Origin of the sequence: Luteimonas campi (assembly GCF_051162505.1) — a bacterium.
In the GTDB taxonomy this organism is placed as follows: Bacteria; Pseudomonadota; Gammaproteobacteria; order Xanthomonadales; family Xanthomonadaceae; genus Luteimonas.
In genome coordinates this window covers 8,842-30,891 of sequence record NZ_JBNWEM010000001.1, presented here as the reverse complement: position 1 = coordinate 30,891, position 22,050 = coordinate 8,842, and the positions used below count along the sequence as shown (strand labels likewise).

General features: G+C 71.8%; 17 protein-coding genes. 10 read left to right on the top strand and 7 right to left on the bottom strand.

The features are described 5' to 3' along the window. The first annotated feature begins 120 nt into the window (after positions 1 to 120). From ACQYVW_RS00120 to ACQYVW_RS00105, 4 genes are read left to right on the top strand one after another with little or no spacing between them, the layout of a single operon-like run. The gene (locus ACQYVW_RS00120; protein WP_434935008.1) at positions 121 to 402 is read left to right on the top strand and encodes a DUF4190 domain-containing protein; all 282 of its coding nucleotides are present in this window, start codon (positions 121 to 123) and stop codon (positions 400 to 402) included. A gap of 1 nt (position 403) precedes the next feature. After that, positions 404 to 1,459 carry a quinone-dependent dihydroorotate dehydrogenase gene (locus ACQYVW_RS00115; RefSeq protein WP_434945636.1) on the top strand — a complete coding sequence of 352 codons (1,056 nt, stop codon included), beginning with the start codon at positions 404 to 406 and terminating at the stop codon, positions 1,457 to 1,459. 7 nt (positions 1,460 to 1,466) lie between these two features. Then, complete coding sequence (gene murB / locus ACQYVW_RS00110) at positions 1,467 to 2,507, top strand: UDP-N-acetylmuramate dehydrogenase (RefSeq protein WP_434945635.1); 1,041 nt, start codon at positions 1,467 to 1,469, stop codon at positions 2,505 to 2,507. 56 nt (positions 2,508 to 2,563) lie between these two features. Continuing rightward, positions 2,564 to 3,430: a DMT family transporter gene (locus ACQYVW_RS00105; protein ID WP_434946239.1), complete on the top strand. Its 867-nt coding sequence runs from the start codon at positions 2,564 to 2,566 to the stop codon at positions 3,428 to 3,430. A gap of 10 nt (positions 3,431 to 3,440) precedes the next feature. Here ACQYVW_RS00105 and ACQYVW_RS00100 read toward each other — a convergent pair whose 3' ends face one another. Beyond that, entirely contained in the window at positions 3,441 to 6,173 is a 2,733-nt protein-coding gene (locus tag ACQYVW_RS00100) for a serine/threonine-protein kinase (protein WP_434945634.1), read from the bottom strand. A 95-nt stretch (positions 6,174 to 6,268) separates the two neighbouring features. On the opposite strand from ACQYVW_RS00100, the gene ACQYVW_RS00095 reads away from it, so the two are divergent. Further along, positions 6,269 to 7,165: a GGDEF domain-containing protein gene (locus ACQYVW_RS00095; RefSeq protein WP_434945633.1), complete on the top strand. Its 897-nt coding sequence runs from the start codon at positions 6,269 to 6,271 to the stop codon at positions 7,163 to 7,165. Between the two features lie 117 nt (positions 7,166 to 7,282). Here the strand turns inward: ACQYVW_RS00095 and ACQYVW_RS00090 are convergent, their stop codons facing one another. The 3 genes from ACQYVW_RS00090 to ispG all read right to left on the bottom strand — a co-directional run bounded on the left by ACQYVW_RS00090 (position 7,283) and on the right by ispG (position 12,854). Further along, entirely contained in the window at positions 7,283 to 10,636 is a 3,354-nt protein-coding gene (locus tag ACQYVW_RS00090; RefSeq protein ID WP_434945632.1) for a S8 family serine peptidase, read from the bottom strand. Positions 10,637 to 10,885: 249 nt separating this feature from the next. Next, complete coding sequence (locus ACQYVW_RS00085) at positions 10,886 to 11,575, bottom strand: phosphatase PAP2 family protein (protein WP_434945631.1); 690 nt, start codon at positions 11,573 to 11,575, stop codon at positions 10,886 to 10,888. Next, positions 11,568 to 12,854, bottom strand: coding sequence for a flavodoxin-dependent (E)-4-hydroxy-3-methylbut-2-enyl-diphosphate synthase (gene ispG, locus ACQYVW_RS00080; protein WP_434945630.1), 1,287 nt, complete (start codon positions 12,852 to 12,854; stop codon positions 11,568 to 11,570). Before ispG ends, ACQYVW_RS00085 begins: the two co-directional genes overlap by 8 nt. A 473-nt stretch (positions 12,855 to 13,327) precedes the next feature. Between ispG and xseA the strand changes: the two genes are divergently transcribed. The 4 genes from xseA (at position 13,328) to ACQYVW_RS00060 (ending at position 18,826) form a co-directional block, all read left to right on the top strand. Continuing rightward, complete coding sequence (gene xseA, locus ACQYVW_RS00075; protein ID WP_434945629.1) at positions 13,328 to 14,692, top strand: exodeoxyribonuclease VII large subunit; 1,365 nt, start codon at positions 13,328 to 13,330, stop codon at positions 14,690 to 14,692. Between the two features lie 128 nt (positions 14,693 to 14,820). Beyond that, positions 14,821 to 16,467: an acetolactate synthase large subunit gene (locus tag ACQYVW_RS00070; protein WP_434945628.1), complete on the top strand. Its 1,647-nt coding sequence runs from the start codon at positions 14,821 to 14,823 to the stop codon at positions 16,465 to 16,467. Positions 16,468 to 16,504: 37 nt separating this feature from the next. Next, positions 16,505 to 17,974 (top strand): aldehyde dehydrogenase family protein, encoded by a 1,470-nt coding sequence (locus ACQYVW_RS00065; protein ID WP_434945627.1) that lies wholly within the window; start codon positions 16,505 to 16,507, stop codon positions 17,972 to 17,974. A 60-nt stretch (positions 17,975 to 18,034) separates the two neighbouring features. Beyond that, complete coding sequence (locus tag ACQYVW_RS00060) at positions 18,035 to 18,826, top strand: NRDE family protein (RefSeq protein WP_434945626.1); 792 nt, start codon at positions 18,035 to 18,037, stop codon at positions 18,824 to 18,826. A gap of 6 nt (positions 18,827 to 18,832) precedes the next feature. Here the strand turns inward: ACQYVW_RS00060 and ACQYVW_RS00055 are convergent, their stop codons facing one another. Next, positions 18,833 to 19,381, bottom strand: coding sequence for a hypothetical protein (locus ACQYVW_RS00055; RefSeq protein WP_434945625.1), 549 nt, complete (start codon positions 19,379 to 19,381; stop codon positions 18,833 to 18,835). Between ACQYVW_RS00055 and ACQYVW_RS00050 the strand changes: the two genes are divergently transcribed. Continuing rightward, positions 19,380 to 20,819 carry an alpha/beta hydrolase family protein gene (locus tag ACQYVW_RS00050; RefSeq protein ID WP_434945624.1) on the top strand — a complete coding sequence of 480 codons (1,440 nt, stop codon included), beginning with the start codon at positions 19,380 to 19,382 and terminating at the stop codon, positions 20,817 to 20,819. The genes ACQYVW_RS00055 and ACQYVW_RS00050 overlap by 2 nt on opposite strands. 188 nt (positions 20,820 to 21,007) lie before the next feature. On the opposite strand, the gene ACQYVW_RS00045 is transcribed toward ACQYVW_RS00050, so the two are convergent. Together ACQYVW_RS00045 and ACQYVW_RS00040 are read right to left on the bottom strand one after the other, a co-directional pair. Continuing rightward, positions 21,008 to 21,475, bottom strand: a complete 468-nt coding sequence (locus ACQYVW_RS00045) for a hypothetical protein (protein ID WP_434946238.1) — start codon at positions 21,473 to 21,475, stop codon at positions 21,008 to 21,010. Continuing rightward, a complete protein-coding gene (locus tag ACQYVW_RS00040; RefSeq protein WP_434945623.1) occupies positions 21,475 to 21,684 on the bottom strand; it encodes a PspC domain-containing protein in 210 nt (69 codons plus the stop codon). The genes ACQYVW_RS00045 and ACQYVW_RS00040 overlap by 1 nt, the downstream gene beginning before the upstream one ends. Positions 21,685 to 22,050: the final 366 nt, after the last annotated feature.

Here is a 22,050-nt window from a genome sequence, read left to right as displayed (position 1 = left end):
CCTGCGCGGCGTCGCACCCGATATGCGATGCTGCCCCGCAGCGCGCCGTGCCGGCCGGACCGGCGCGCTGCATCCACGGACCGGCGCGACGCCGCGCTCCCAAGATCCGGAGACCGGAGAATGACCGTTGCACCCCGCCAGACCAGTTCGCTCGCCATCGTCAGCCTGGTCTCGGGCATCCTGGGCTGGACCCTGCTGCCGCTGATCGGCAGCATCGTGGCGATCATCACCGGCCACATGGCGCGCGGCGAGATCCGGCGCGCGCCCGAACGCATGGAAGGCGACGGCCTGGCGCTGGCCGGCCTGATCCTGGGCTACACGATGCTGGTGCTCGGCACGATCGGCATCTTCCTGGCCCTGGTGTTCTTCGGTGGCCTGATCTGGCTGGGGCTCGCCAGCTGACATGTACGGCCTGCTCCGCCCGCTCCTGTTCGGCCTCGACGCCGAGCGCGCGCACCTGCTTGGCCTGGGTGGCCTGGATACGCTGCAGCGCCTGCACCTGGGCGCCCTGCTGGGCGCGCGGCCAAGGCCGTTCCCGACCCGGCTGCTGGGGCTCACCTTCCCCAACCCGGTCGGCCTGGCGGCCGGCCTGGACAAGAACGGCGCGCACATCGACGCGCTGTTCGGGCTGGGCTTCGGTTTCGTCGAGATCGGCACGATCACGCCGCGCCCGCAGCCGGGCAATCCCGCGCCGCGCATGTTCCGGCTGCCCCGCCACAAGGCCCTGATCAACCGCCTGGGCTTCAACAACGAAGGCGTGGACGCGCTGGTGCGCAATGTCGAGCGCGCGCAGCGCCGCACCGGGCCGCTGGGCATCAACATCGGCAAGAACAAGGACACGCCCAACGAGGACGCCGAGCGCGACTACCTGCACTGCCTCGAGCGCGTGTATCCGCTCGCCGACTACATCACCGTCAACATCTCCTCGCCCAACACCGCCGGACTGCGCGAACTGCAGGAAGAGCAGGCGCTGCGGCGGCTGGTGTCGAACCTGCGCGAGGCGCAGGAGCGGCTGGGCGCGCAGCACGGCAGGCGCGTGCCGATGCTGGTCAAGATCGCGCCCGACCTCTCCGACGAGGACGTGCACGCCTGCGCGCGGGTGCTCGGCGACCTGCAGGTGGACGGCGTGATCGCGACCAACACCACCGTCTCGCGGATCAGCGTGCAGGACGATCCGCTTTCGCGCGAGACCGGCGGGTTGTCCGGCGAGCCGCTCATGAACAAATCCACCGCCGTGCTGCGCATGCTGCGCACGCGCCTGCCCGAGGCCATCCCGCTGGTGGGCGTGGGCGGCATCCTGTCCGGTGCCGACGCGGTGAAGAAGATGGCTGCCGGCGCCTCGCTGGTGCAGGTCTATACCGGACTCATCTATCGGGGCCCGGCGCTGATCGGCGAATGCGTCGAGGCGATCCGCCGGCGCAAGGAAGCGCCCAGCCGCGGCAACCTGCCCAGCCTGTGAGCCCGCGATGAGTGCCGGTTACCGGATCGTCGAAGGCGCCGACCTGCGCGCGCGCAACAGCTTCGGCGTGGGCGCGCGCGCGCCGCTGCTGCTCGAGGTCGACGATCCAGCCACCCTGCCCGAGGTGTTCGCCAGGCACGTATCGCCCGCGAAGCCGCCGCTGGTGCTGGGCGGCGGCAGCAACCTGCTGTTCGCGGGCGACTTCGACGAGCCGGTGCTGGCGTTGCGCGGCGAGGCCGTGGAAGTGCGCGAGGACGATGGCGACTGCGCGATCGTGCGCGCAGGCGCCGGCGTGCAGTGGCACGGGTTCGTGCGTGCGACGCTGGAACTTGGCCTGTGCGGCCTGGAGAACCTGGCCCTGATCCCGGGCACGGTCGGCGCCGCCCCGATCCAGAACATCGGTGCCTACGGCGTGGAGGTGGGCGACGCCGTGCACACGGTCGAGGCCTTCGAACCCGAGAGGGGCCGCTTCGTGCGCCTGTCGCGCGGGGACTGCGGCTTCGGCTACCGCGACAGCCTGTTCAAGCGCGAGCCCGGCCGCCACGTGGTGACCGCGGTTGAATTCCGCCTGCCGCGCGAAGCCGCGGTGCGCACCGGCTACGCCGGGGTGGCCGAAGAACTGGCAAAGGCCGGCATCGACTCACCCACCCCGCGACAGGTGTTCGATGCGGTGTGCGCGATCCGCAGCCGCAAGCTCCCCGACCCGGCCGTCATCGGCAACGCCGGCAGCTTCTTCAAGAACCCGATCGTGCCCCGGACGCAGGCAGCGGCCTTGTCCGATGCGCATCCGGGCATGCCGGTGTTCCCCGCTGCGGACCCCGGCAGCCGCAAGCTGGCCGCGGCCTGGCTGATCGAAGCCTGCGGCTGGAAGGGTGCGCGCGACGGCGATGCCGGCGTCTCCCCCGCGCATGCCCTGGTCCTGGTCAACCACGGCGCCGCAAGCGGCGCGCAGCTGCTCGCGCTGGCGCGACGCATCGCCAGTTCGGTGCAGGCGCGTTTCGGTGTCGCCCTGGAACCCGAGCCACGGATCGTGGGCGCACGCTGGTGAACCTGTCGCGCCCGCGCTGGTGGCCGCAGTCGGTGTACGCACGCGCCGCCTTGCTGATGCTCGGCAGCACGATGGCGTTCGCGGTGATGGCGCTGACCATCCGCTATGCCACGCAGACCATCCCCACCACCGAGATCGCCTTCTTCCGCAACCTGTTCGGCCTGCTCACCCTGTTGCCGCTGGTCCTGCGCCGCGGCGCGGGTGTGCCGCGCACCCGTCATCCGGGCCGCTACCTCGCGCGCACCACGGTCGGCCTGGCGGCGATGCTCTGCGGCTTCTGGGCGGTGGGCCACCTGCCGCTGGCGCAGGCGATCTCGCTTTCCTACGCCACGCCCCTGTTCGTGACCATCGGCGCGGCCCTTTGGCTGGGCGAGCGCGTGCGCATCCGCCGCTGGATGGCGGTGGCGGCCGGCTTCCTCGGCGTGCTGGTGATCCTGCGCCCGGGCACGGGCTTCACCCCCGGGATGATCGTGGCCCTGCTGGGCGCGCTGTTCGCCGGCATCGTGGCGATCCAGATCAAGCAGCTCTCGCGCTTCGATTCGCCCGATACGGTGGTGTTCTACACCTACGTGTTCTGGGTGCCGATGTCGCTGGTGCCGGCGCTGCTGCAGTGGGTCTGGCCCACGCCGATGGGCTGGCTGTGGCTGGTGGCAACCGGGGTGATGGGCACCTTCGGCCAGCTGCTATGGACCCGCGCGATCGCCCTGGGCGAGGTCTCGGCGCTGCAGCCGATCAGCTTCGTGCAGCTGCCGGTGCTGGTGGTGTTCGGCTGGTGGCTGTTCGGCGAAACCATCGACGCCTGGACCGTGATGGGGGCGGCCATCGTGCTGGCCGCCAACGGCTATATCGCGCATCGCGAGGCGATGCTGCTGCGCCGCGCCGCGACGCAGGCGCCGGTCGAGGCCGCCAAGCCGGGCGAATGATGGCTGCGCCTCAGCGGCGTTGCGCAGGCGCGCCTGCGGCGCCCGCCAGGCTGTCGGCGATCGCCTCGCGCAGGCTCTGCATTCGCGGATCCAGGCTGTCCTGCGGGGCGGCAAGCAAAGGATCGACCAGGCGTGCCTGCAGCGCGTCCGCCTCGGCCCTGCCCGGGGCGCCGGTGTCGCGCAGCACCCCGATCAGGGTCCAGGCGGTGTCGACCACCTGGTGCGAACCGGCCGGCTGGAACTGCTCGCGCAGCGCGAGCGCCGCGCGCAGCTGGTCGACCGCACCGGCCAGGTCGCCCGCATCGCGCAGCGCATGGCTCCAGGCCACCATGCCCAGCTGGTACTGCGGATGCCTGGTGCCCAGCACCGCCAGCGCGCGCGGCATCGTGTCGGCGAACAGCGCCTGCGCGCGCACCAGTTCGCCAGCCCGGGTCAGGGTCATGGCGTGGTTGAGCGCGACGAACAGCGTGTCCGGATGATCCTCGCCGAGCAGCCGGATCCGCGCCTGCAGCACCTGTTCCTCCAGCGGCAGCGCCGCCTCGAAATCGTCGAGCCGCGCGCGCAGGCTCGCCAAATTGAGCAGGCCGCGCAGCGTCATCGGATGTTCGTCGCCGAGCACGCGCCGTCGCGCCTCGGCCACCGCCGCCGCTTCGCCGACCGCTTCGGCGGTATCGCCGCGGTCGCTGAGCATGTTGGCGAGGTTGCCGCGCGCGGCCAGCGTATCCGGATGCTCGCTGCCCAGCCGCCGCGCCTGCACCTCCGCCACCGTGCGCTGCAGGTCCACCGCCGGAACGAGGTCGCCCTGCATCGCCATCGTAGTCGCCAGCGCGCTCATGCTCGCCACGGTGCCGGCGTGCTCGTCGCCCAGCACCCGGCGGCGCGCGGCCAGCACCTCTTCCAGCAGCGCCCTGGCCTCGGACAGCTCACCCATGCGCGCCATCTGCGTCGCCAGCCCCGACTGCACCCGCAGGATCAGCCGCTCCTCGGCAGACGCGGACTGCAGTCGCTCGAGCAGCGCGCGCCTGGCCGCGACCGCGCCCGCCAGGTCGCCCTGCAGCCCCTGCACTTCCGACAGTTCGTACTCGATCAGGGCCCGCGTCTCGTCGCCGGCGGGCAGGCCCGCCGCATCGGCGCGCGCGGATTCCAGCAGCGCCCGCGAGGCGTCGTAGCGCGAGAGCTGGCGCAGGGCCTCGGCGCGGGCATGGCGCGCACGCAGCGTGGCCGGATCGCGCGGGCCCAGCGCCGACATCCGCCAGTCCATCACCGCCGCCTGGGCGCGCTCGGCCTCGGCATACGATCCCAGCGCCTCGTGCACGCGCCCCGAGGCTTCGCGCAGGTCGGCCGCGAGCGCAGGCTGGTCGGCGAAGTCGCGTTCGATCGCCTGCTCGGCGCGCGCAAGCACGCCGGTCTCCATCAGCGAGCGCGCAAGGTCGGCCGTGCTCACCTTGGCCAGCAACTGTTCCATCGACCCCGCCATCTGCGGCGCGCGACGCACCACCTGCTGGCGCAGGCCCTGGCCCAGGCGCAGCCCCATGCCCTCGACGTCGATCTCCTCGAGCATCGACTGCTGGAAGGCGGCGACCCGCTCGAGCTGTCCGCTGCGCTGTTCGGCCAGCGCCCGCTGCGCCCGGGCCTCCATCATCCCGTGCAGCGACAGGGCCAGCCCGCCCAGCAGCGCGCACAGGGCCACGGCCGCGGCGGCAATGCCGGCGCGATGGCGCAGCGCGAACTTGCGCCAGACATAGCCGCGCCCTGGCGGTACCGCCAGCAGCGGCAGCCCGTCGAGGAAACGGCGCAGGTCCTCGGCCAGCGCCGCAGCGGAGGGATAGCGCCGGTTGCGATCGTGCTGCATGGCCCGCGCCACCACCCAGTCCAGCTCGCTCCTGAGCGCCCTGCGCAGCGCAGGCAGGCGCTGGCCATGGCCCTGGGCGATCCGTTCGGCCTCGCCTGGCGCGAGCGTGCGCAGCTGCGCCGACGGCAGGCGCAGGGTCTGCCCGTCGGCGGTATGCGTCTCGCCGCGGGCCAGCGGCCGCCGCCCGGTCAGCAGTTCGCTCAGCACCACGCCCAGCGAGTACACGTCGCTGCGCGTGTCCAGCAGGGCCTGGTCGCCGCCCGCCTGCTCGGGACTCATGTAGTCGGGCGTGCCCGCGATCTCGCGCGTGCCGGCACGCTCGGCAGCGGTCGCGATGCCGAAATCGATGATCCTGGGCCGTGCCCGGCCTTCGCTGTCGTCGACCAGCAGGTTGCCCGGCTTGAGGTCGCGGTGGATCACGCCTTTCTGGTGCGCGTGCTGCACGCCCTCGCACACCTCGATGAACAGGCGCAGGCGCTCGGCCAGCGGCAGCGCGCGCGACTCGCAGAACGTGGTGATCGGCTGCCCGTCGATGAATTCCATGGCGAAGAACGGATGGCCGTCCGGCGTGGTGTCCGCATCGTGGATCTGGGCGATCGCGGGATGACGCATCTGCGCCAGCACCTGCCGCTCGATTTCGAAATGCGCCTTGCGCCTCGCATCGAGGGCCTGGCCGCGCAGCAGCTTCAGCGCCACCGTCCGGCGCACCGGTTCGAGCTGCTCGGCACGATAGACCTCGCCCATCCCGCCGCGGCCAAGCAGCGACTCGATCCGGTAACGCCCCAGGCGCGTGCCGCGCGGCAGGTCGCCGTCCTGGATCGGGGCGTCTCCCGGCGCACGGGTGGCGAGCAGTTCGGTGCGATCGGGATCGGGATCCGGCGGAGTCGTCATGGCGCCCCCCTGTCGGCGCATCGCGGCGGGCATGGTAGCGGAAGCGTCACGCCACCGCGCACGGTTACACTGGAAGGCCGCCAGCCCGCGCCGCCATGTCCAGCCACGACGACCCGGCCCACACCACCCAGCGCACCGTGCTCAGCACGGGACCCGACCAGCCCTCGCCGCGCCCGGCCTGCCTGGTGGTGATCCTGGGAGAAGGGCTGGGCGCGCGGGTCGATGTCGGCACCGCTCCGGTGCTGGTGGGCCGCACGCAGGAGGCCGACCTGGTGATCGCCCACAGGAGCGTGTCGCGCGAGCACTGCCGCATCTGGCTCGACCACGACACTTTCCGCATCCGCGACCTGGGCGCCACCAACCCCACCCGGGTCAACGACGTACCGGTGCAAGAAGCGACGCTGGCCGACGGCGACCACATCCTGGTCGGCGAGAGCCTGCTCAAGTTCATCGGCCAGACCAGCGTCGAAGCCCGCTACCACGAAGAGATCTACCAGCTCGCCACGCACGATGCGCTGACCGGGCTGTACAACCGGCGCCATTTCATGGACGTGCTGGACCGGGAGATCGCCCGCGCCCTGCGCCACGGCCGCGATCTGGCCCTGTGCATCCTCGACGTCGACCTGTTCAAGCCGGTCAACGACACGTTCGGCCACATCGCCGGCGACGAGGTCCTGCGCCGGATGGCCGCCGTGCTGCGCCAGCACCTGCGCGGCGACGACATCGCCGCACGCATCGGCGGCGAGGAGTTCGCGGTGCTGTTGCCCGAAGGTGGCGCCGCCGGTGCGGTGGTCTTCGCAGAGCGGCTGCGCGAGGCCATCGCCGCCACGATCTTCTCGCCCGGCGGCACGCCGCGGCAGATCACCGTCAGCGTGGGCGTGGCGCCGCTACAGGCGCCCGACACCAGCCGCTCGCAGCTGCTGGCGGCGGCGGACGCCGCGCTCTACCGCGCAAAGCACGAGGGCCGCAATCGGGTGCACGCCAAGGCCTGAGCCCGCTTGCACGACCGATCGCGCCCTTGCGCGGGTCCCGACGGGCCATCCAGTCGCCCCCCGGACATGCGAAGGGCCGGTTGCCCGGCCCTCCGCCCTTCACCATCCGCGATGCCGCTACGGCGTGACCGTGAGCCGGATCGCACCCGCGCGCTTGGGCGTCACCGGATCGTTGCTGCCCACGCAGTAGAACGCGTCGCGCACGCCCGCGGGCAAGCCCGCCGCGCTCAGCTGGATGTTCGACGCGCGCGAGGCCCCGGCGGCCAGCGTGCCCATCGGCGGCGTGACCGCACCCATCCACGGCGCGCCACAGGCGACCTCGCCGACTACGCGCATCGCAAGCCCTGGCGCGGCGGTGTTCGCCGTCCAGGTGCCGGCGCCGGCGGTGGACACATTGAGCCCGGCGAAGCCGCCATTGCCGAGCGTGGACGAGGCATACCAGGCCCAGCGGTTGGCGAAGGTTGCGTTGGTGTGCACGACCAGCCAGTAGCGGCCCGGCGCGAGGTCGGCGGCGATGCCGGCCGCCGCCAGGTCGAGCGTGATCGCTGCCCCGGTGGTATCCACGCCCGGCGCGGTGGCGGCCGCCGTATGCGTCCACACCGCCGCACCCGGCGAGCGCAGCGGATCGCCGGCGGGCAGGCCGCCGGCATCGGGGTAGATCGCCCAGGTCAGCGTCGGCGAGACCGCGGCCAGCGCCGAGCCGCTGACCACGAAGCCCTCGGCACGCAGCGACACGAGCCGGGTCTGTGCGGCCAGGCTGAAGTCGTCGGCGCTGAACTGCGCGGCGAAACCGGCGACCGCCGGATCCCCGTAGCGGGTGGCGCGATAGCCCGTGGTCGCGTTCTGCCCGAGGGCGTTGGCCAGCGTGGCCAGGCCCGAACCGCTGTTGTCGAAGCTGTAGCTGAGCGGCGAGCCACCGGCGTTGGCGACCGTGGTCGTGGCGCGTCCGCTGCGCCCGGACTGCAGGGCCGCCGACACCAGATCGGGCAGCTGGATCACCGGCGGCGGCACCACCACCGCGATCGGCAGGTGCAGGGCCGGCGGCGGCGCATTGCCTCCGCCGACGGGGCTGAGCACCAGCTCACCGAAGTTCCAGCTGCCGTCCGCCGGCAGCGCGGCCCCGTCCACCAGCACCCGCACCGAGACGGTGCCACCCGCCGGCACTTTCAGGTTGGCCGGGGTCACCCGCCCGGGCAGGCCCTGGAGCTGCGCGCGATAGCCCTGCGCCACGCCGAGCGTGTTGCGGAAAGTACGCACGAACACGCACTGCGGCGCGCAGTTGCGGCGGATCATGTTCGGCTGGTTGAGCGTGGCCGGATCGCCGCCGGTGGCGGGATTGGCGGCGCTGTAGTTGGCAGCGGTTTCGTGCAGCACCAGGCCGGCGGCGACCGCGCGGTCCACCCGGATCCGGCCCGAACCGCCGGCATGCGGATTGGCCGGAGTCGTGCCGTCTTCCAGCAGCACGGTACGGTCGGCCGTCATCGCCAGCGCCGACTTGATCTCCGGCGGCGTCCAGCCCGGACGCACCTGGCGCACCAGGCCAGCCGAGCCCGCCTGGTGCGGCGAGGCCATCGAGGTGCCGTTGTACAGGCCGACGTCGTTCTCGAAGCCGGTGATGGTGGTGCCCGCGACCGCCGCCAGGATGCGCACGCCCGGGGCGGTCACGTCCGGCTTGAGCAGGTCGAAGCTGCCGGCCGGCCCGCGCGAGCTGGACGCGGCCAGCACGTCGGGCTGGTTCTCCAGCACGATCGCCGGATACGGCACGCCGGCGGTGACCGCTTCATTGCCGGCGGCGAAATCGCGCAGCGCGTCGCCGTCTTCCTGGAGGATGCCGAAGGCCGGCACCGTGGTCGCGGGGACCGAGGGGATGATGCCGCCGGCGGCGTTGTTGGCGATCACCACCGCGACCGCACCCGCGGCGGCGGCGTTGTCGACCTTGATGCTGAAGGAGCAGCTGCCGCGGCGGACCACGGCGATCGCGCCGGCGAAGCTGCCCGCCGGATAGGCGTTGCAGGCATCGTCGGGCGAATCGATGCCGGGGCTCACCACCAGCGGCGTGTCGCCGGGGATCGCGGCCTCCTGGCTGACGCCGTTGCTGCCGGGGCTCATCTCGATCGTGGACAGCGCCTCGGGCACCGGCTGCGGGCCGGTGACCTGCAGCACCACCACGAAGTCGCCGCGGCCGTGCTGGGCCGAGGCGGTCGACGACACCCAGGGTTCGACATGGCCGAGCGTATTGGGCGCGGGGCCGCTGTTGCCGGCCGAGGCCGCGATGTAGATGCCCGCCTCGACCGCGTTGAGGAAGGCGAGCGACACCGCCTCGCTCCACGGCGAGGCGCCGCCACCGATCGAGTAGTTGATCACGTCGACCACGCCGTCGGCGATCGCCTGGTTGACCGCCGCCACCGCCGAGACGTTCGGGCATAGGCCCTGCCCAGTTGCGGTGTTGGTGTAGCAGATGTCGAAGGCCACGATGTTCGCGCGCGGGGCCACGCCGGAGATGCGGCGCACATTGCCCAGCAGTTCGACGTCGCGCCGGTTGCCGGCGGCGGTCGAAGCGACGTGGCTGCCGTGCCCGTTGCTGTCGCCGAAGCCGGGTTCCTCGCGGATGTTGGCCGCGCCGCAGGTGTTGCCGGGTGCAGCGCAGACGAAGTCGTAGCCGCCGATCAGCTTGTCGTTGCAGCGGCCTTCGTCGATGCCGCCGGCCGCGCAGCTGCCCAGGTAGTTGCCGGCGCCGAGCGGATTGGCGTGCACGTGGCCGTCGACCGGATCGACCGCATCGAACGACGGGCTGCCGAAGTTGATGCCCGAGTCGAGGATACCGAACACGATGCCCTCGCCCTGCTGGCCGGCGCCTCCGGTGGCGCTGCCATCCCACACCGCCGGCGCGCCGATCAGCGCCGGGCCGGTGTCGGTGTCGAGCGGATATTCGCGATACTCATCCACCATCAGCACATCGGGCAACGCGCGCACGCGCTCGGCCTCGGCCGCGCCCAGTTCGACGACCACGCCGTTGATCGCATGCTGGAAACGCTGCGAGACCTGGGGCTGGCGACCGATCGCCTGCGCCATGCCGCGTTCGGCCTGCGCCTGTCGGCCCTGCAGGTAGCGTGCGTATTCGCGCGCCTGCGGGCTGCGCATGTCGGGACGCTGCACGCCTGCGGCCTTTGCGCGCCGCATGGGCGCCGCCGCGATCCCGGCGATGCCGCCGCGGTAGGCTGCGACCGCCGGTTCCCGCAACATCACGATGTAGGTGCCGCGGGCGCTGTCGTCCTCGCGGGCGCGGGTCGCGACCGCGCCCGTGCCGGTCAGCGATGCCGCAGCCGTCGTGACCACCGCCGCCTGGTTCTGCACGGCAGACAGCCATGCACGTGCGGTACTGCGTCCCTCTCCCGTCGCGGCTGCGGCCAGGACCGCCCCGCCAGCCACACACAGTCCTACGACCCACCCCCACCGCGCCCTGCTGTCCATGCCGCCTCCGGAAACGTCGATACCCCGCGGAAATCGACGGCCGGCCCGCGCAAACCGCCCGGACCACCGCCGAAGCTGTTGCGAAGGATCCAGGGGCGCATGCCCGTGCGGACCTTCCGGAGCGGATGCCCCGAGATCCACACGACAATCGCCCCTGTCCGATTGCGCATCCCTGTGCCCAACGCCTGCACTCTACGCCAGCGGGCGCGGGGCGCAAGTCGGGCGGGACGTCCCGGCCGGACGCCCGCTTCAGTGCGGGGACGGATGGCGCGCGTTGCCCCGGTGCAGCAGCAGCCAGGCGCCCACCGTCCACAGCGCGGCCGCGGCCCAGCCAGCGAGGATGTCGGACGGGTAATGCACGCCCAGGTAGACGCGCGACAGCCCCACCATCGGCACGAACACCAGCATCGCCGCCGCCACCCACCAGCGCAGCCGCGTCGGCCAGGCCAGCAGCACCAGCACCAGGGCCAGGGTCATCGACCCCATGGCGTGGCCGCTGGGGAAGCTGAAGGTCGCTTCGGGCGCGATCGAGTCCCACAGCGCCGGCCGCTCGCGCGAGAACAGCCGCTTGGCGGCCATGTTCAGCAGCGCGGATCCCCCCGTCGCCACGGCGGCGAACAGGCCCTCCCGCCAGCGTCGCCGCGCCAGCAGCACCAGCACCAGGCCGATGTCGACCGGTACCACGCCCCAGGCGTAGCCGATCTCGGAGAAGAACAGGAACACCCGGTCCAGGCTCTGGCTGGCGATCGACTGCGCATACAGCAGCAGCGGCTCGTCGAACGGGATCGCCTCGGCCTCGTGCACTTCGTCGGCCAGTTCCAGGAACACCCAGAACGGCAGCAGCACGCCACCGAACAGCAGCGCCAACCGCAAGCCATGGCGACGCAGGAAGCCGCTGCTGGCGGCTGCGGCGTCCCTGCCCCAGCCCGTCTCAGGCATCCGCGCCCCGGCCCCAGGTGCGGTCGACGTAATCGTCCACCAGCGCCACGAATTCGCTGGCGATGTGCTCGCCCCGCAGGGTCACGGCCTTCTGGCCGTCGATGAACACCGGCGCCGAGGGCGCCTCGCCCGTCCCGGGCAGCGAGATCCCGATGTTGGCGTGGCGCGACTCGCCCGGCCCGTTCACCACGCAGCCCATCACCGCCAGGGTCATGTTCTCGGCGCCGGGGCGGGTGATCTTCCACTCCGGCATTTTCGCGCGCACGTGCTCCTGGACCACCTTGGCCAGTTCCTGGAAGAACTCGGAGGTGGTGCGACCGCAGCCCGGGCAGGCGGTGACCATCGGCGTGAACGCGCGCAGCCCCATGGTCTGCAGCAGCTCCTGCGCGACGATCACCTCGTTGGTCCGCGGCGCGCCCGGCTCCGGCGTGAGCGAGATGCGGATCGTGTCGCCGATGCCTTCCTGCAGCAGCACGCCCAGCGCGGCGCTGGAGGCGACGATGCCCTTGCTGCCGATGCCCGCCTCGGTCAGGCCGAGATGCAGGGCGAAATCGCTGCGAAGGGCCAGGTCGCGATAGACGGCGACCAGCTCCTGCACGCCGCTGACCTTGGCGCTGAGCACGATCTTCTCCCGCGCCAGCCCGAGTTCGACCGCGCGCTCGGCCGAGTCGACCGCCGAGCGGATCAGGGCCTCGCGCAGCACGCGGCCCGCGTCCCAGGGTTCGGCGCGCTGCGCGTTCTCGTCCATCAGCGCCGCGGCCAGCGACTGGTCCAGCGAACCCCAGTTGGCGCCGATGCGCACCGGCTTGTCATGGCGGATCGCGAACTCGATCAGCTGCGCGAACTGGGTGTCGCGCTTCTTGCCGAAGCCGACATTGCCCGGATTGATCCGGTACTTGGCCAGTGCCTGCGCACAGGCCGGCTCGCGTTCGAGCAGCTGGTGGCCGTTGTAGTGGAAGTCGCCGATGATCGGCACCTCGATGCCCTGCATCGCCAGGCGCTCGACGATACGCGGCACCGCGGCCGCGGCTTCATGGGTGTTGACCGTGATCCGCACCAGTTCCGAGCCCGCACGCCATAGTTCGCCCACCTGCTTCGCGGTCGAGGCCACGTCGGCGGTGTCGGTATTGGTCATCGACTGCACCACCACCGGTGCGTCGCCGCCCACCGCCACCCCGCCGATGCGCACCTGCCGGGTCGGCCGTCGCGACAGCGGACCGAAGGCGGGGGGCGCCGGGTCGGCGTGGCAGGGCGGCAACGGCTGGGGCTGGGCGGACATGCGCGCATTTTAGCCGTGAACCCGTGAGCGCCGCCTGTCGCTTGAGATGGCGGCGGTCCGGCAACGGCCCGCTGCAGTGACGGCGGCTGCAGAAGGGCGTGCGGCCCCGCCAGCAGCAGGCGGTCTGGGCTCAGCGGATCGGCGTTGAGAGGCCGCCCGGGTGTCATTCCGCGGGCAGCGAGCGGGTTCGGGAACGACCGCGTCGATCGACCACGGTGAACGCCACTCGCCGCGCCCGGGCGAACGGCGGCAAGCGCCTGGCCACGACTGGACGACGCCCCGGCCCGCACCGGATGGACGGGGCCGGCCTTCGATCACCGCCGGCATGCCCCGTCGCCCGGGATCGCGTACGGTCCCAGGAGATTCTCTCCGGCCACCTGCAGCGGATTGCGCGGGCCGGCGAGCTGTCGATCCAGTGGCAACCGGCCGTGGCGTGATGGGCTGCACGCCTCGCCGCGGCTATCCTGCCGGGTATGAACGACGCGACGACCGGCGAGATCCTCAGCCCCAGCCAGCTCAACACCCTCGCCCGCAGCCTGCTCGAGGATGCGTTCCCGCTGGTGCTGGTGGAAGGCGAACTCGGCAATGTGTCGCGCCCGGCTTCCGGGCATCTGTATTTCACCCTCAAGGACGCGCGCGCACAGGTGCGCTGCGCCCTGTTCAAGCCCAAGAGCCAGTGGCTTCGTTTTGCGCCGCGGGAAGGCCTGAAGGTGCTGGCACGCGGACGGTTGACCCTGTACGAGGCGCGCGGCGACTACCAGCTCATCCTGGATTCTCTGGAGGAAGCAGGCGAAGGCGCGCTGCGCCGCGCCTTCGACGAACTCCGGGCGCGGCTGCAGGCCGAAGGCCTGTTCGACGAATCGCGCAAGCGCCCCCTGCCCGCCTTCGTGCGCCGCCTGGCGGTGATCACCTCGCCTTCCGGCGCGGCGGTGCGCGACGTGCTGAGCGTACTGGCGCGCCGCTTCCCGCTGGTCGAGGTGGACGTGCTGCCGGTCCCGGTGCAGGGCGAAGCCGCCGCGGCGCAGATCACGACCATGCTGCGGCGCGCCGGTGCCGCCGGGCACCACCACGCCATCCTGCTGGCGCGCGGGGGCGGCTCGCTGGAGGATCTGTGGGCCTTCAACGATGAGGCGCTGGCGCGCGCGATCGCCGCCTCGCCGGTGCCGGTGATCTCCGCGGTGGGCCACGAGACCGACTTCAGCCTCTCGGACTTCGCCGCCGACCTGCGCGCGCCCACGCCTTCGGCCGCGGCCGAACTGCTGGTGCCCAGCCGGATCGACCTCGGCCAGCGCCTGGCCGGGCTGCATCGGCGTGCCGCGGCGCTGCAGGCCAACCACCTGCGCCAGCTGGCCCAGCGTGCCGATCGCGCCGTGCTGCGGCTCAATGCGCAGCGCCCCGAGGCGCGCCTGCAGGCGCATGCGCGGCGTCGCGACGAGGCGCTGCGGCGGCTGCGCTCGGCCCTGCATCAGCGCCTGCAGGCGCACGCAGCGAGCCTGCGCCATGCCCGTGCGGTGCTGCAGGCCACGCGCCCGCAGCGCCGCCTGCAGCAGTTGCGCCAGCAGTTGGCCGATACGCGGCCGCGCCTGCAGGCCGCCATCGCGCGGCGGCTGCAGCGCGATGCGCTGCAGTTGCGCGGCCTGGCCCGCTCGCTGGAAGCGGTGAGTCCGCTGGCCACCATCGCCCGCGGCTACAGCATCCTGCATCGCGAAGACGGCCAGGTCGTGCGCGACACCCGCGACGTGTCGCAGGGCGATCGCCTGACCGCGCGCGTGTCCGACGGCCGCCTCGACCTGCGCGTGGAGGCCGTGCAGGCCGGTGCGAAGCCGGAGAACCCCTAGGCGTGCGCCACGCCATGGGCCCGCATGCGGGGAGGCGCGGGGCCAGGCGACTCCGGCGGACCGCGCTCGCACCGGAGCATCCCGCATGCGGGACATCGCGCTAACGCCATCCGTGTGAGACTCGCCTCATGACCAAGGCCTCCGATCTCTTCGTCCAGGCGCTGCAGGCCGAGGGCGTGGACCATGTCTTCGGCATTCCCGGCGAGGAAACCCTGGCGCTGCTCGAGTCGCTGCGCAGCTCCGGAATCCGCCTGGTGCTGACTCGTCACGAACAGGCCGCCGGTTTCATGGCGGCCACCTGGGGGCGCCTCACCGGCCAGCCGGGCGTCAGCCTGGCCACGCTCGGGCCCGGTGCGACCAACCTCGTCACCGCGGCGGCCTACGCCCAGCTCGGCGCGATGCCGATGCTGATGGTCACCGGCCAGAAGCCGATCCGCAGCAGCAGGCAGGGTCATTTCCAGATCGTCGATGTGGTCGACATGATGCGGCCGCTGACCAAGTACACGCGCCAGCTGGTGAGCGCGGACGCGATTCCGGCCAAGGTCCGCGAGGCGGTGCGGCTGGCGCGCGAGGAGCGACCCGGCGCCACCCACCTTGAGCTGCCGCAGGACATCGCTGGCGACGACACCGACGCCATCGTGCTGCCGCCGGTCTACAGCCGCCGCCCGCTCGCCGAGGACAAGGCCCTGGCCGCGGCCGCCGACGCGATCGCGCGCGCCCGCCGCCCGCTGCTGATGATCGGCGCCGGCGCCAACCGCAAGACCACCTCCAAGATGCTGCACGCCTTCGTGGACAAGCTCGGCATCCCCTTCTTCTCCACCCAGATGGGCAAGGGCGTGCTCGACGAATCCGGCCCGCTGTGGCTGGGCACCGCGGCGCTGTCGGACGGCGATTTCGTGCACCGCGCGATCGACGCCGCCGACTGCATCATCAATATCGGCCACGACGTGATCGAGAAGCCGCCGTTCTCGATGCACCGCGGCCGCCGCACCGTGATCCACGTGAACTATTCGCCGGCGGTGGTCGACCAGGTGTATTTCCCGCAGATCGAAGTGGTGGGCGACATCGCCCACTCGGTCTGGGCGCTGGCCGAGCGCCTCGCACCACAGCCGCACTGGGATTTCGCCTTCTTCGACCGCGTGCGTGCGGCGCTGTGCCGCAACGTGGCTGCGCTCGCGGACGATGCACGCTTCCCGATGGCGGTGCCGCGCCTGGTCGCATCGCTGGCTAGCGCGCTGGCACCGGACGACATCACCTGCCTGGACAACGGCCTGTACAAACTCTGGTTTGCGCGCCATGCGCGCTGCCGCCGGCCCAATACCCTGCTGCTGGACAATGCGCTGGCGACGATGGGCGCCGGCCTGCCTTCGGCGATCGCGGCGGCACTGGCCCGGCCCGGCAGCCGGGCAGTGGCGGTCTGCGGAGACGGCGGCTTCATGATGAACTCGCAGGAGCTGGAAACGGCGGTCCGGCTGGGCATCGACCTGGTGGTGCTGGTGCTGCGCGACGACGCCTACGGCATGATCAAGTGGAAGCAAGCGCACGACGGTTATCCGGCCTACGGCATGGACTACGGCAATCCGGATTTCGTGCGCTATGCCGAAAGCTATGGCGCGCGCGGGCACCGCGCGGGTTCGGTCGAGGAGTTCGAAGCCCAGCTGCGCACCGCGCTGGAGCGGCCGGGCGTGGACCTGATCGAGGTGCCCGTCGACTACGCACGCGACGACGCCCTGCTCAACCGCGAGATTCCCGAACTGGCGGCGGCCGTCGACTGAGCGTTCCTGCCGTCCCGACCTGCCTGCGGAGTGCCCGATGACCCGAAACAAACCCGGCGGCAAGTCCGGCGCCCTCGCCCGGCGCTATCCCTGCTACCTGGCCAACCGGCCGATCCAGCCCAACGCCGACCTCGAGGTGCTGGACAAGTACAGCGGCGAGGTGGCCACCCGCACGGCCTTCGTCGATGCCGCCACCGTCGACCGCGCCATCGCGGCCGCGCATGCCGCGCGCGGCCCGATGGCGGAGTTCACCCCCGACCGCCGCCGCGACGTGCTCGAACACTGCGTGCGCCGCTTCGGCGAGCGCGCCGAGGAACTGGCGCGGGCACTGTGCATCGAGGCAGGCAAGCCGATCCGCGATGCGCGCGGCGAAGTGACGCGCCTGATCGACACCTTCCGCATCGCGGCCGGCGAAGCCACCCGCATCGAAGGCGAGAGCATCGAGATGCAGATCTCCGAGCGCACGCGCGGCTACCGCGGCATGGTCAAGCGCGTGCCCATCGGCGTGTGCAGCTTCATCACCCCGTTCAACTTTCCGCTCAACCTGGTTGCGCACAAGGTGGCGCCCGCGATCGCCGCCGGCTGCCCCTTCGTGCTCAAGCCGGCCGCCAAGACGCCGGTGGGCGCGCTGATCATCGGCGAGGTGCTGGCCGAGACCGACCTGCCCGAGGGCGCGTTCTCGATCCTGGCCTGCAGCAACGAGGACGCCGCGGCGCTGACCGAGGACGAGCGCATCGCCCTGCTCAGCTTCACCGGCGGCCTGGTCGGCTGGGAGCTCAAGTCCCGCGCCGGGCGCAAGAAGGTCACGCTGGAACTGGGCGGCAACGCGGCCTGCATCGTCGATGCCGATCCGGGCCTGCCGCTGGACGAGGTGGTCGAGCGCCTGGTGTTCGGCGCCTACTACCAGTCGGGCCAGAGCTGCATCAGCGTGCAGCACATCCTGGCCCATCGCGAGTTGTACGAGCCGCTGCGGCGCAAGCTCAAGGCGCGCGTGGGCAAGCTGGTCATGGGCAATCCGCGCGACGAGGGCACCTTCATCGGCCCGGTGATCGACGAGGCCGCGGCAAAGCGCATCGAGGGCTGGGTGGAGGCCGCGCGCAAGGGCGGCGCAAAGCGGCTCGCCGGCGGCGCGCGCCAGGGCAACATGCTGCCGGCCACGCTGATGGAGCACGTACCCGCCGACAGCGACCTCTACCGCCAGGAAGTGTTCGGCCCGGTGGCCTGCCTGCAGGCCTTCGACGATTTCGACAGCGCGCTCGACACCGTCAACGCCAGCGACTTCGGGCTGCAGGCGGGGGTGTTCACCGCCCGCCTCGACCACGCCATGCGCGCCTGGGACCGGCTGGACGTCGGTGGCGTGGTGGTCGGCGACGTGCCCAGCTTCCGCGTCGACAACATGCCCTACGGCGGGGTGAAGCAGTCCGGCCTGGGCCGCGAAGGCGTGAAGTATGCGATCGAGGACATGACCGAGCCGCGCCTGCTGGTGATCCGCGATGCGCCGCACTGAGCACCTGCGGCACCGCCGCCGCTGCGCGGGACTTTCGCCCGCTCCGGAAGACGGCCCGGCATGTGCCTGATCGCCATCGCCTGGCGCGCGCACCCGCGCTGGACGCTGGCCCTGCTCGCCAACCGCGACGAGGCGCATGCGCGGCCCGCCGCACCCGCGGGCTACGATCCCGAGGCGGCCGAAGTGTACGGCGGCCGCGACCTCGTCCAGGGCGGCGGCTGGCTGCAGGCGCGCGGCGATGGACGGCTGGCGGCGGTGACCAACGTGCGGGCCGGGCTCTCGACCGAGGTCGCGCCGCATTCGCGCGGCTGGCTGGTGCGCGATTTCGTCAGGGGCGACGACAAGGCCGCAGCCTTCTCCGCGGCATTGGGCGCCACCGCGAGCCGGTATGGGCGCTTCAACCTGCTGGTCCATGACGGCCGCCAGCTGTACCGGGCCAGCAACCACCCGGCGTTCGATGCAGGACCGGTGGCCCCCGGCCTGCACGCGATGTCCAACGGCCCCTTCGATGCCGCCTGGCCCAAGAGCGTGTTCGCCACGCGCGCCCTCCAGGCCTGGCTCGATTCGCCGCTGGCCGAGGCCGCTTGGCCGGGCGTGGACGCGATCGAGCCGCTGTTCTCCGCGTTGCGCGATACCACCCGCGCGCCCGACGCCGCGCTTCCGGACACCGGCGTGGGGCTCGATCTCGAGCGCATGCTCTCGCCGCCGTTCGTGCTCGATCCCCGTTACGGCACCCGCTGCAGCAGCGTGGTCCTGGTGGGAGCGGACGGCGTGGTGTTCGCCGAACGGCGTTACGCGGCGGACGGCACGGTAATCGGCACCTCGATGGCCACCCTCTCGCCGGACTCCTGACACTCCTCAGGGCGCAGCCGCCGGCGCCTCCACGCAGGCCACCGGCGCATCGTTCTCCAGCTGCTGTTGCCAGCCGTTCTCGTCGCGCAGGGCGATGGTGCCGTGGATGCAGGCAGCCGGTGCACCGTCGCGGCGGGCCAGCATGGCGCCCGGCAGCGCGGGCGGTGCGTCCGCATCGGCTGGCGGCTGTGCCTGGTTTTGCGCGACCGGGTGCGCTCCGGGCACGGGAGCCGTCTCCGTCGCCGGCGCCGCTTCGGTGTTCGGCACGGCCCGGCCGGCTTCATGTGTTGCGGTCTCTGCGCCTGCCTTGGCCGACGCGGTCGCTGCCGACGCTTCCCGGTCGTCGGGGGCGGCGTCCAGGCCACGCAGGATCAGTCCGGCGATCACACCGCCCACCAGGACGGCCAGCGCGATCGGGACGAAGAACGACCAGGGCGACGTCGCCGCAGGGACCGGGCCTTCTTGCATCTCCGCCTCCTTCAGGACAGCGGCTGGCAGCACCCGGCTGCGACGGCCGCTAGACTCCAATCCCCCCCGGCACGCAGGGTACGCCATGAAAGCTTCCGCGCCCGTGTACGTCGCTGCCCTCTGCATCGCGTGGCTGGGCGGCGCCTGCTCCCGCTCCGAGCCACCACCCATCGACGAGGCCTTCGCCTGCCAGGCGGGCGCCTGGGCGCTGGAGGACGGCACGCTGATGGCGATCACCCCGGTCACCGGCGGGCTGCGCTACCGGCTGCTGGACGGACGCAGCGGCAATCTCGAGGTCGAAGGCAAGACCCCCGGCGATACCCTGACCGCGCGCGAGGGCTGGCGCGAACAGGGCCCGGAGATGGCCAGCGCACGATTCGAACCCTGCCCGGCCGGCCGCGCGACGTTCTCCCTGACCGATGGCCCGGAAGGTGCGGCGAAGCGCCTGCCGCTGCAGGTCACCGACACCCGCTTCGTCAGTGATGGACTGCAGTTGCGCGGCCGCCTGCTGCTGCCTGCAGGCGCCGACGCCCAGGTGCCGCTGACGGTGCTGGTGCACGGTTCTGAACGCTATTCGGGCGTCGACAGCTATCCCCTGCAGTACCTGCTGCCGGCGCGCGGCGTGGCGGTCTTCGTCTACGACAAGCGCGGTACCGGCGGTTCGGAAGGCGAATACACCCAGGATTTCCATGCACTGGCCGGCGATGCGATCGCCGCGCTGGCCGAGGCGCGGCGCATGGCGCCCGGTCTTGGCCGCGCGGGGTTCGTTGGCTCCAGCCAGGGCGGCTGGATCGCGCCGCTGGCCGCATCGCGCAGCGACGCCGACTATGCCGTGGCGCTGTTCGGCCTGGCCGAGAACGCATTGGCCGAAGACCGCGAACAGGTGATGGACGAGCTGCGGGCCAAGGGCCACGGGGACGACGTGCTGGCGCAGGCGCGCGAGGTCACCGATGCCACCGCCACGCTGATGGCGTCGCGCTTCACCCGCGGCTTCGAGCAGTTGCAGGCGGTCCAGGACAAGTACGGCGATGCCCCCTGGTTCCAGGAGATCCAGGGCGAGTACAGCGGCCAGATCCTGCGCTTCCCGTCCTGGGCCCCCCAATGGGCGGCGCGCGCCGTGGCGTCGCGACGGGACCTGGGTACCAGCTGGGACTACGAGCCCCTGCCCGTGCTGCAGTCCCTGGCCGTGCCGCAGCTGTGGGTCGTCGCGGCCGAGGACCGCGAGGCGCCCAACGTGGAAACGCTGCGCCGTATCCGCGCACTGCAGGCCAAGGGCCGCCCGATCGACCTGGCCGTGTTTCCCGACACCGACCACGGCATGCTCGAGTACGAGGAGCGCGATGGCGAGCGGGTGATGCTGCGCCATGCGGATGGCTATTTCCGGCTGGTGGCCGACTGGATCGCCGGCGGCGAACTGGACGCGCCCTATGGCCGCGCGACCCTCGAGCGGGCCAGCAACGTGCAGGCAGACGGCGGAGCCGTGCCTGCAGATGCGACCGGTCGGGAACGGCCCGCCGGCGAATGAGCGCGGCACAGGCCGGTCGAAAAGCAGAAGGCCCAGTCTTCCGGAATGTTCCGGTCGGCTGAGCCTTCCTTGTCGGAGCGGTTGCATCCCGGCTGGTGCCGTTCCGCTGTCTGCTTCGACGGCCCCAAGGTAGCGCGGGCGCCGTTATCGCGCCGTCAAACCACGCGACCGTTCGTCGGCAGCCGCGCTCATGCCGGCCACGGCCACCAGCCGCGCCCCGTCTGCGCGTAACGGTCTGCGGCACGCTCGAAACGATTGCGCACGCTGATGCCACCGCACACCAGGTACAGCGGCAGGAACAGCGGCCCGAGCGTCATGTACTGGTACACATGCGCGCGTTCGTGGTTGCCCAGCACGATCCCGGGTTCGCTGCACAGCCCGGCGCGATGCGCATAGGTCGTGCAGGTGGCATCGAGGCTGTCACCGGTGTGCAGGATCACGTTGCCCAGGGTCATGGCCCCACCGGGCCCCCAGGGCCAGCGATGGAACACCAGCGCGCGCTCGCGACGATTCAGCCGCGCACGCGCGCCGAACGGCAGCGCCGCGGCGCCGGCGGCCAGGCCGAGGACGGAGTTGGGCAAGGTCCACAGCACGCCGAGCGCGAGCACCAGCGTTGTCCATAGCGGCGCCGCGTCGCGCGCGGCACGCGGCTCGATCAATCGTTGCCTTCCGGGATCAGCAGCCACAGCACCAGATACACCAGGATGCCGGGGAACGCGACAGACAAGGTCGAGCCCACGACGTACAGGATCCGCAGCAAGGTCGGACTCCAGCCATAGCGGCGGGCGATGCCGCCGATCACCCCCGCCAGCACGCGGTCGTGGATCGAACGGGTCAGGCCGTGACGGCCGGCAGTCTGGCGCATGGAAAGGATCCGTATGGGCGCGGGCAGTCTAGCGCCGGTTCTGTGAAGAATCCGCTGCGTTCGGCTTCTTGCGCGAGGGCAAAGATCCGGGCGCCAGCTGATCCCGGCAGGCCCATCAGATCGCTATGCAGCACATCGAAGACGTTGCGCATGACGTATTGCCGTCGCCACTACTGTCGATCACGACACGCGAGGCCGATCGACCTACCTGCATCTCCTGCCCTGCTTCCTTCCGATCGACCTACCTGCATTTCCCGGCCTGCTTCCCCCGAATCCGGCCAGGCACAGCCTGTCGGGGTCAGTGGGCCTTCGCAGCGAAATCAAGGAGGAGGCCTGCGCCACCGGCGCAGGCCGGGGGACATTCGC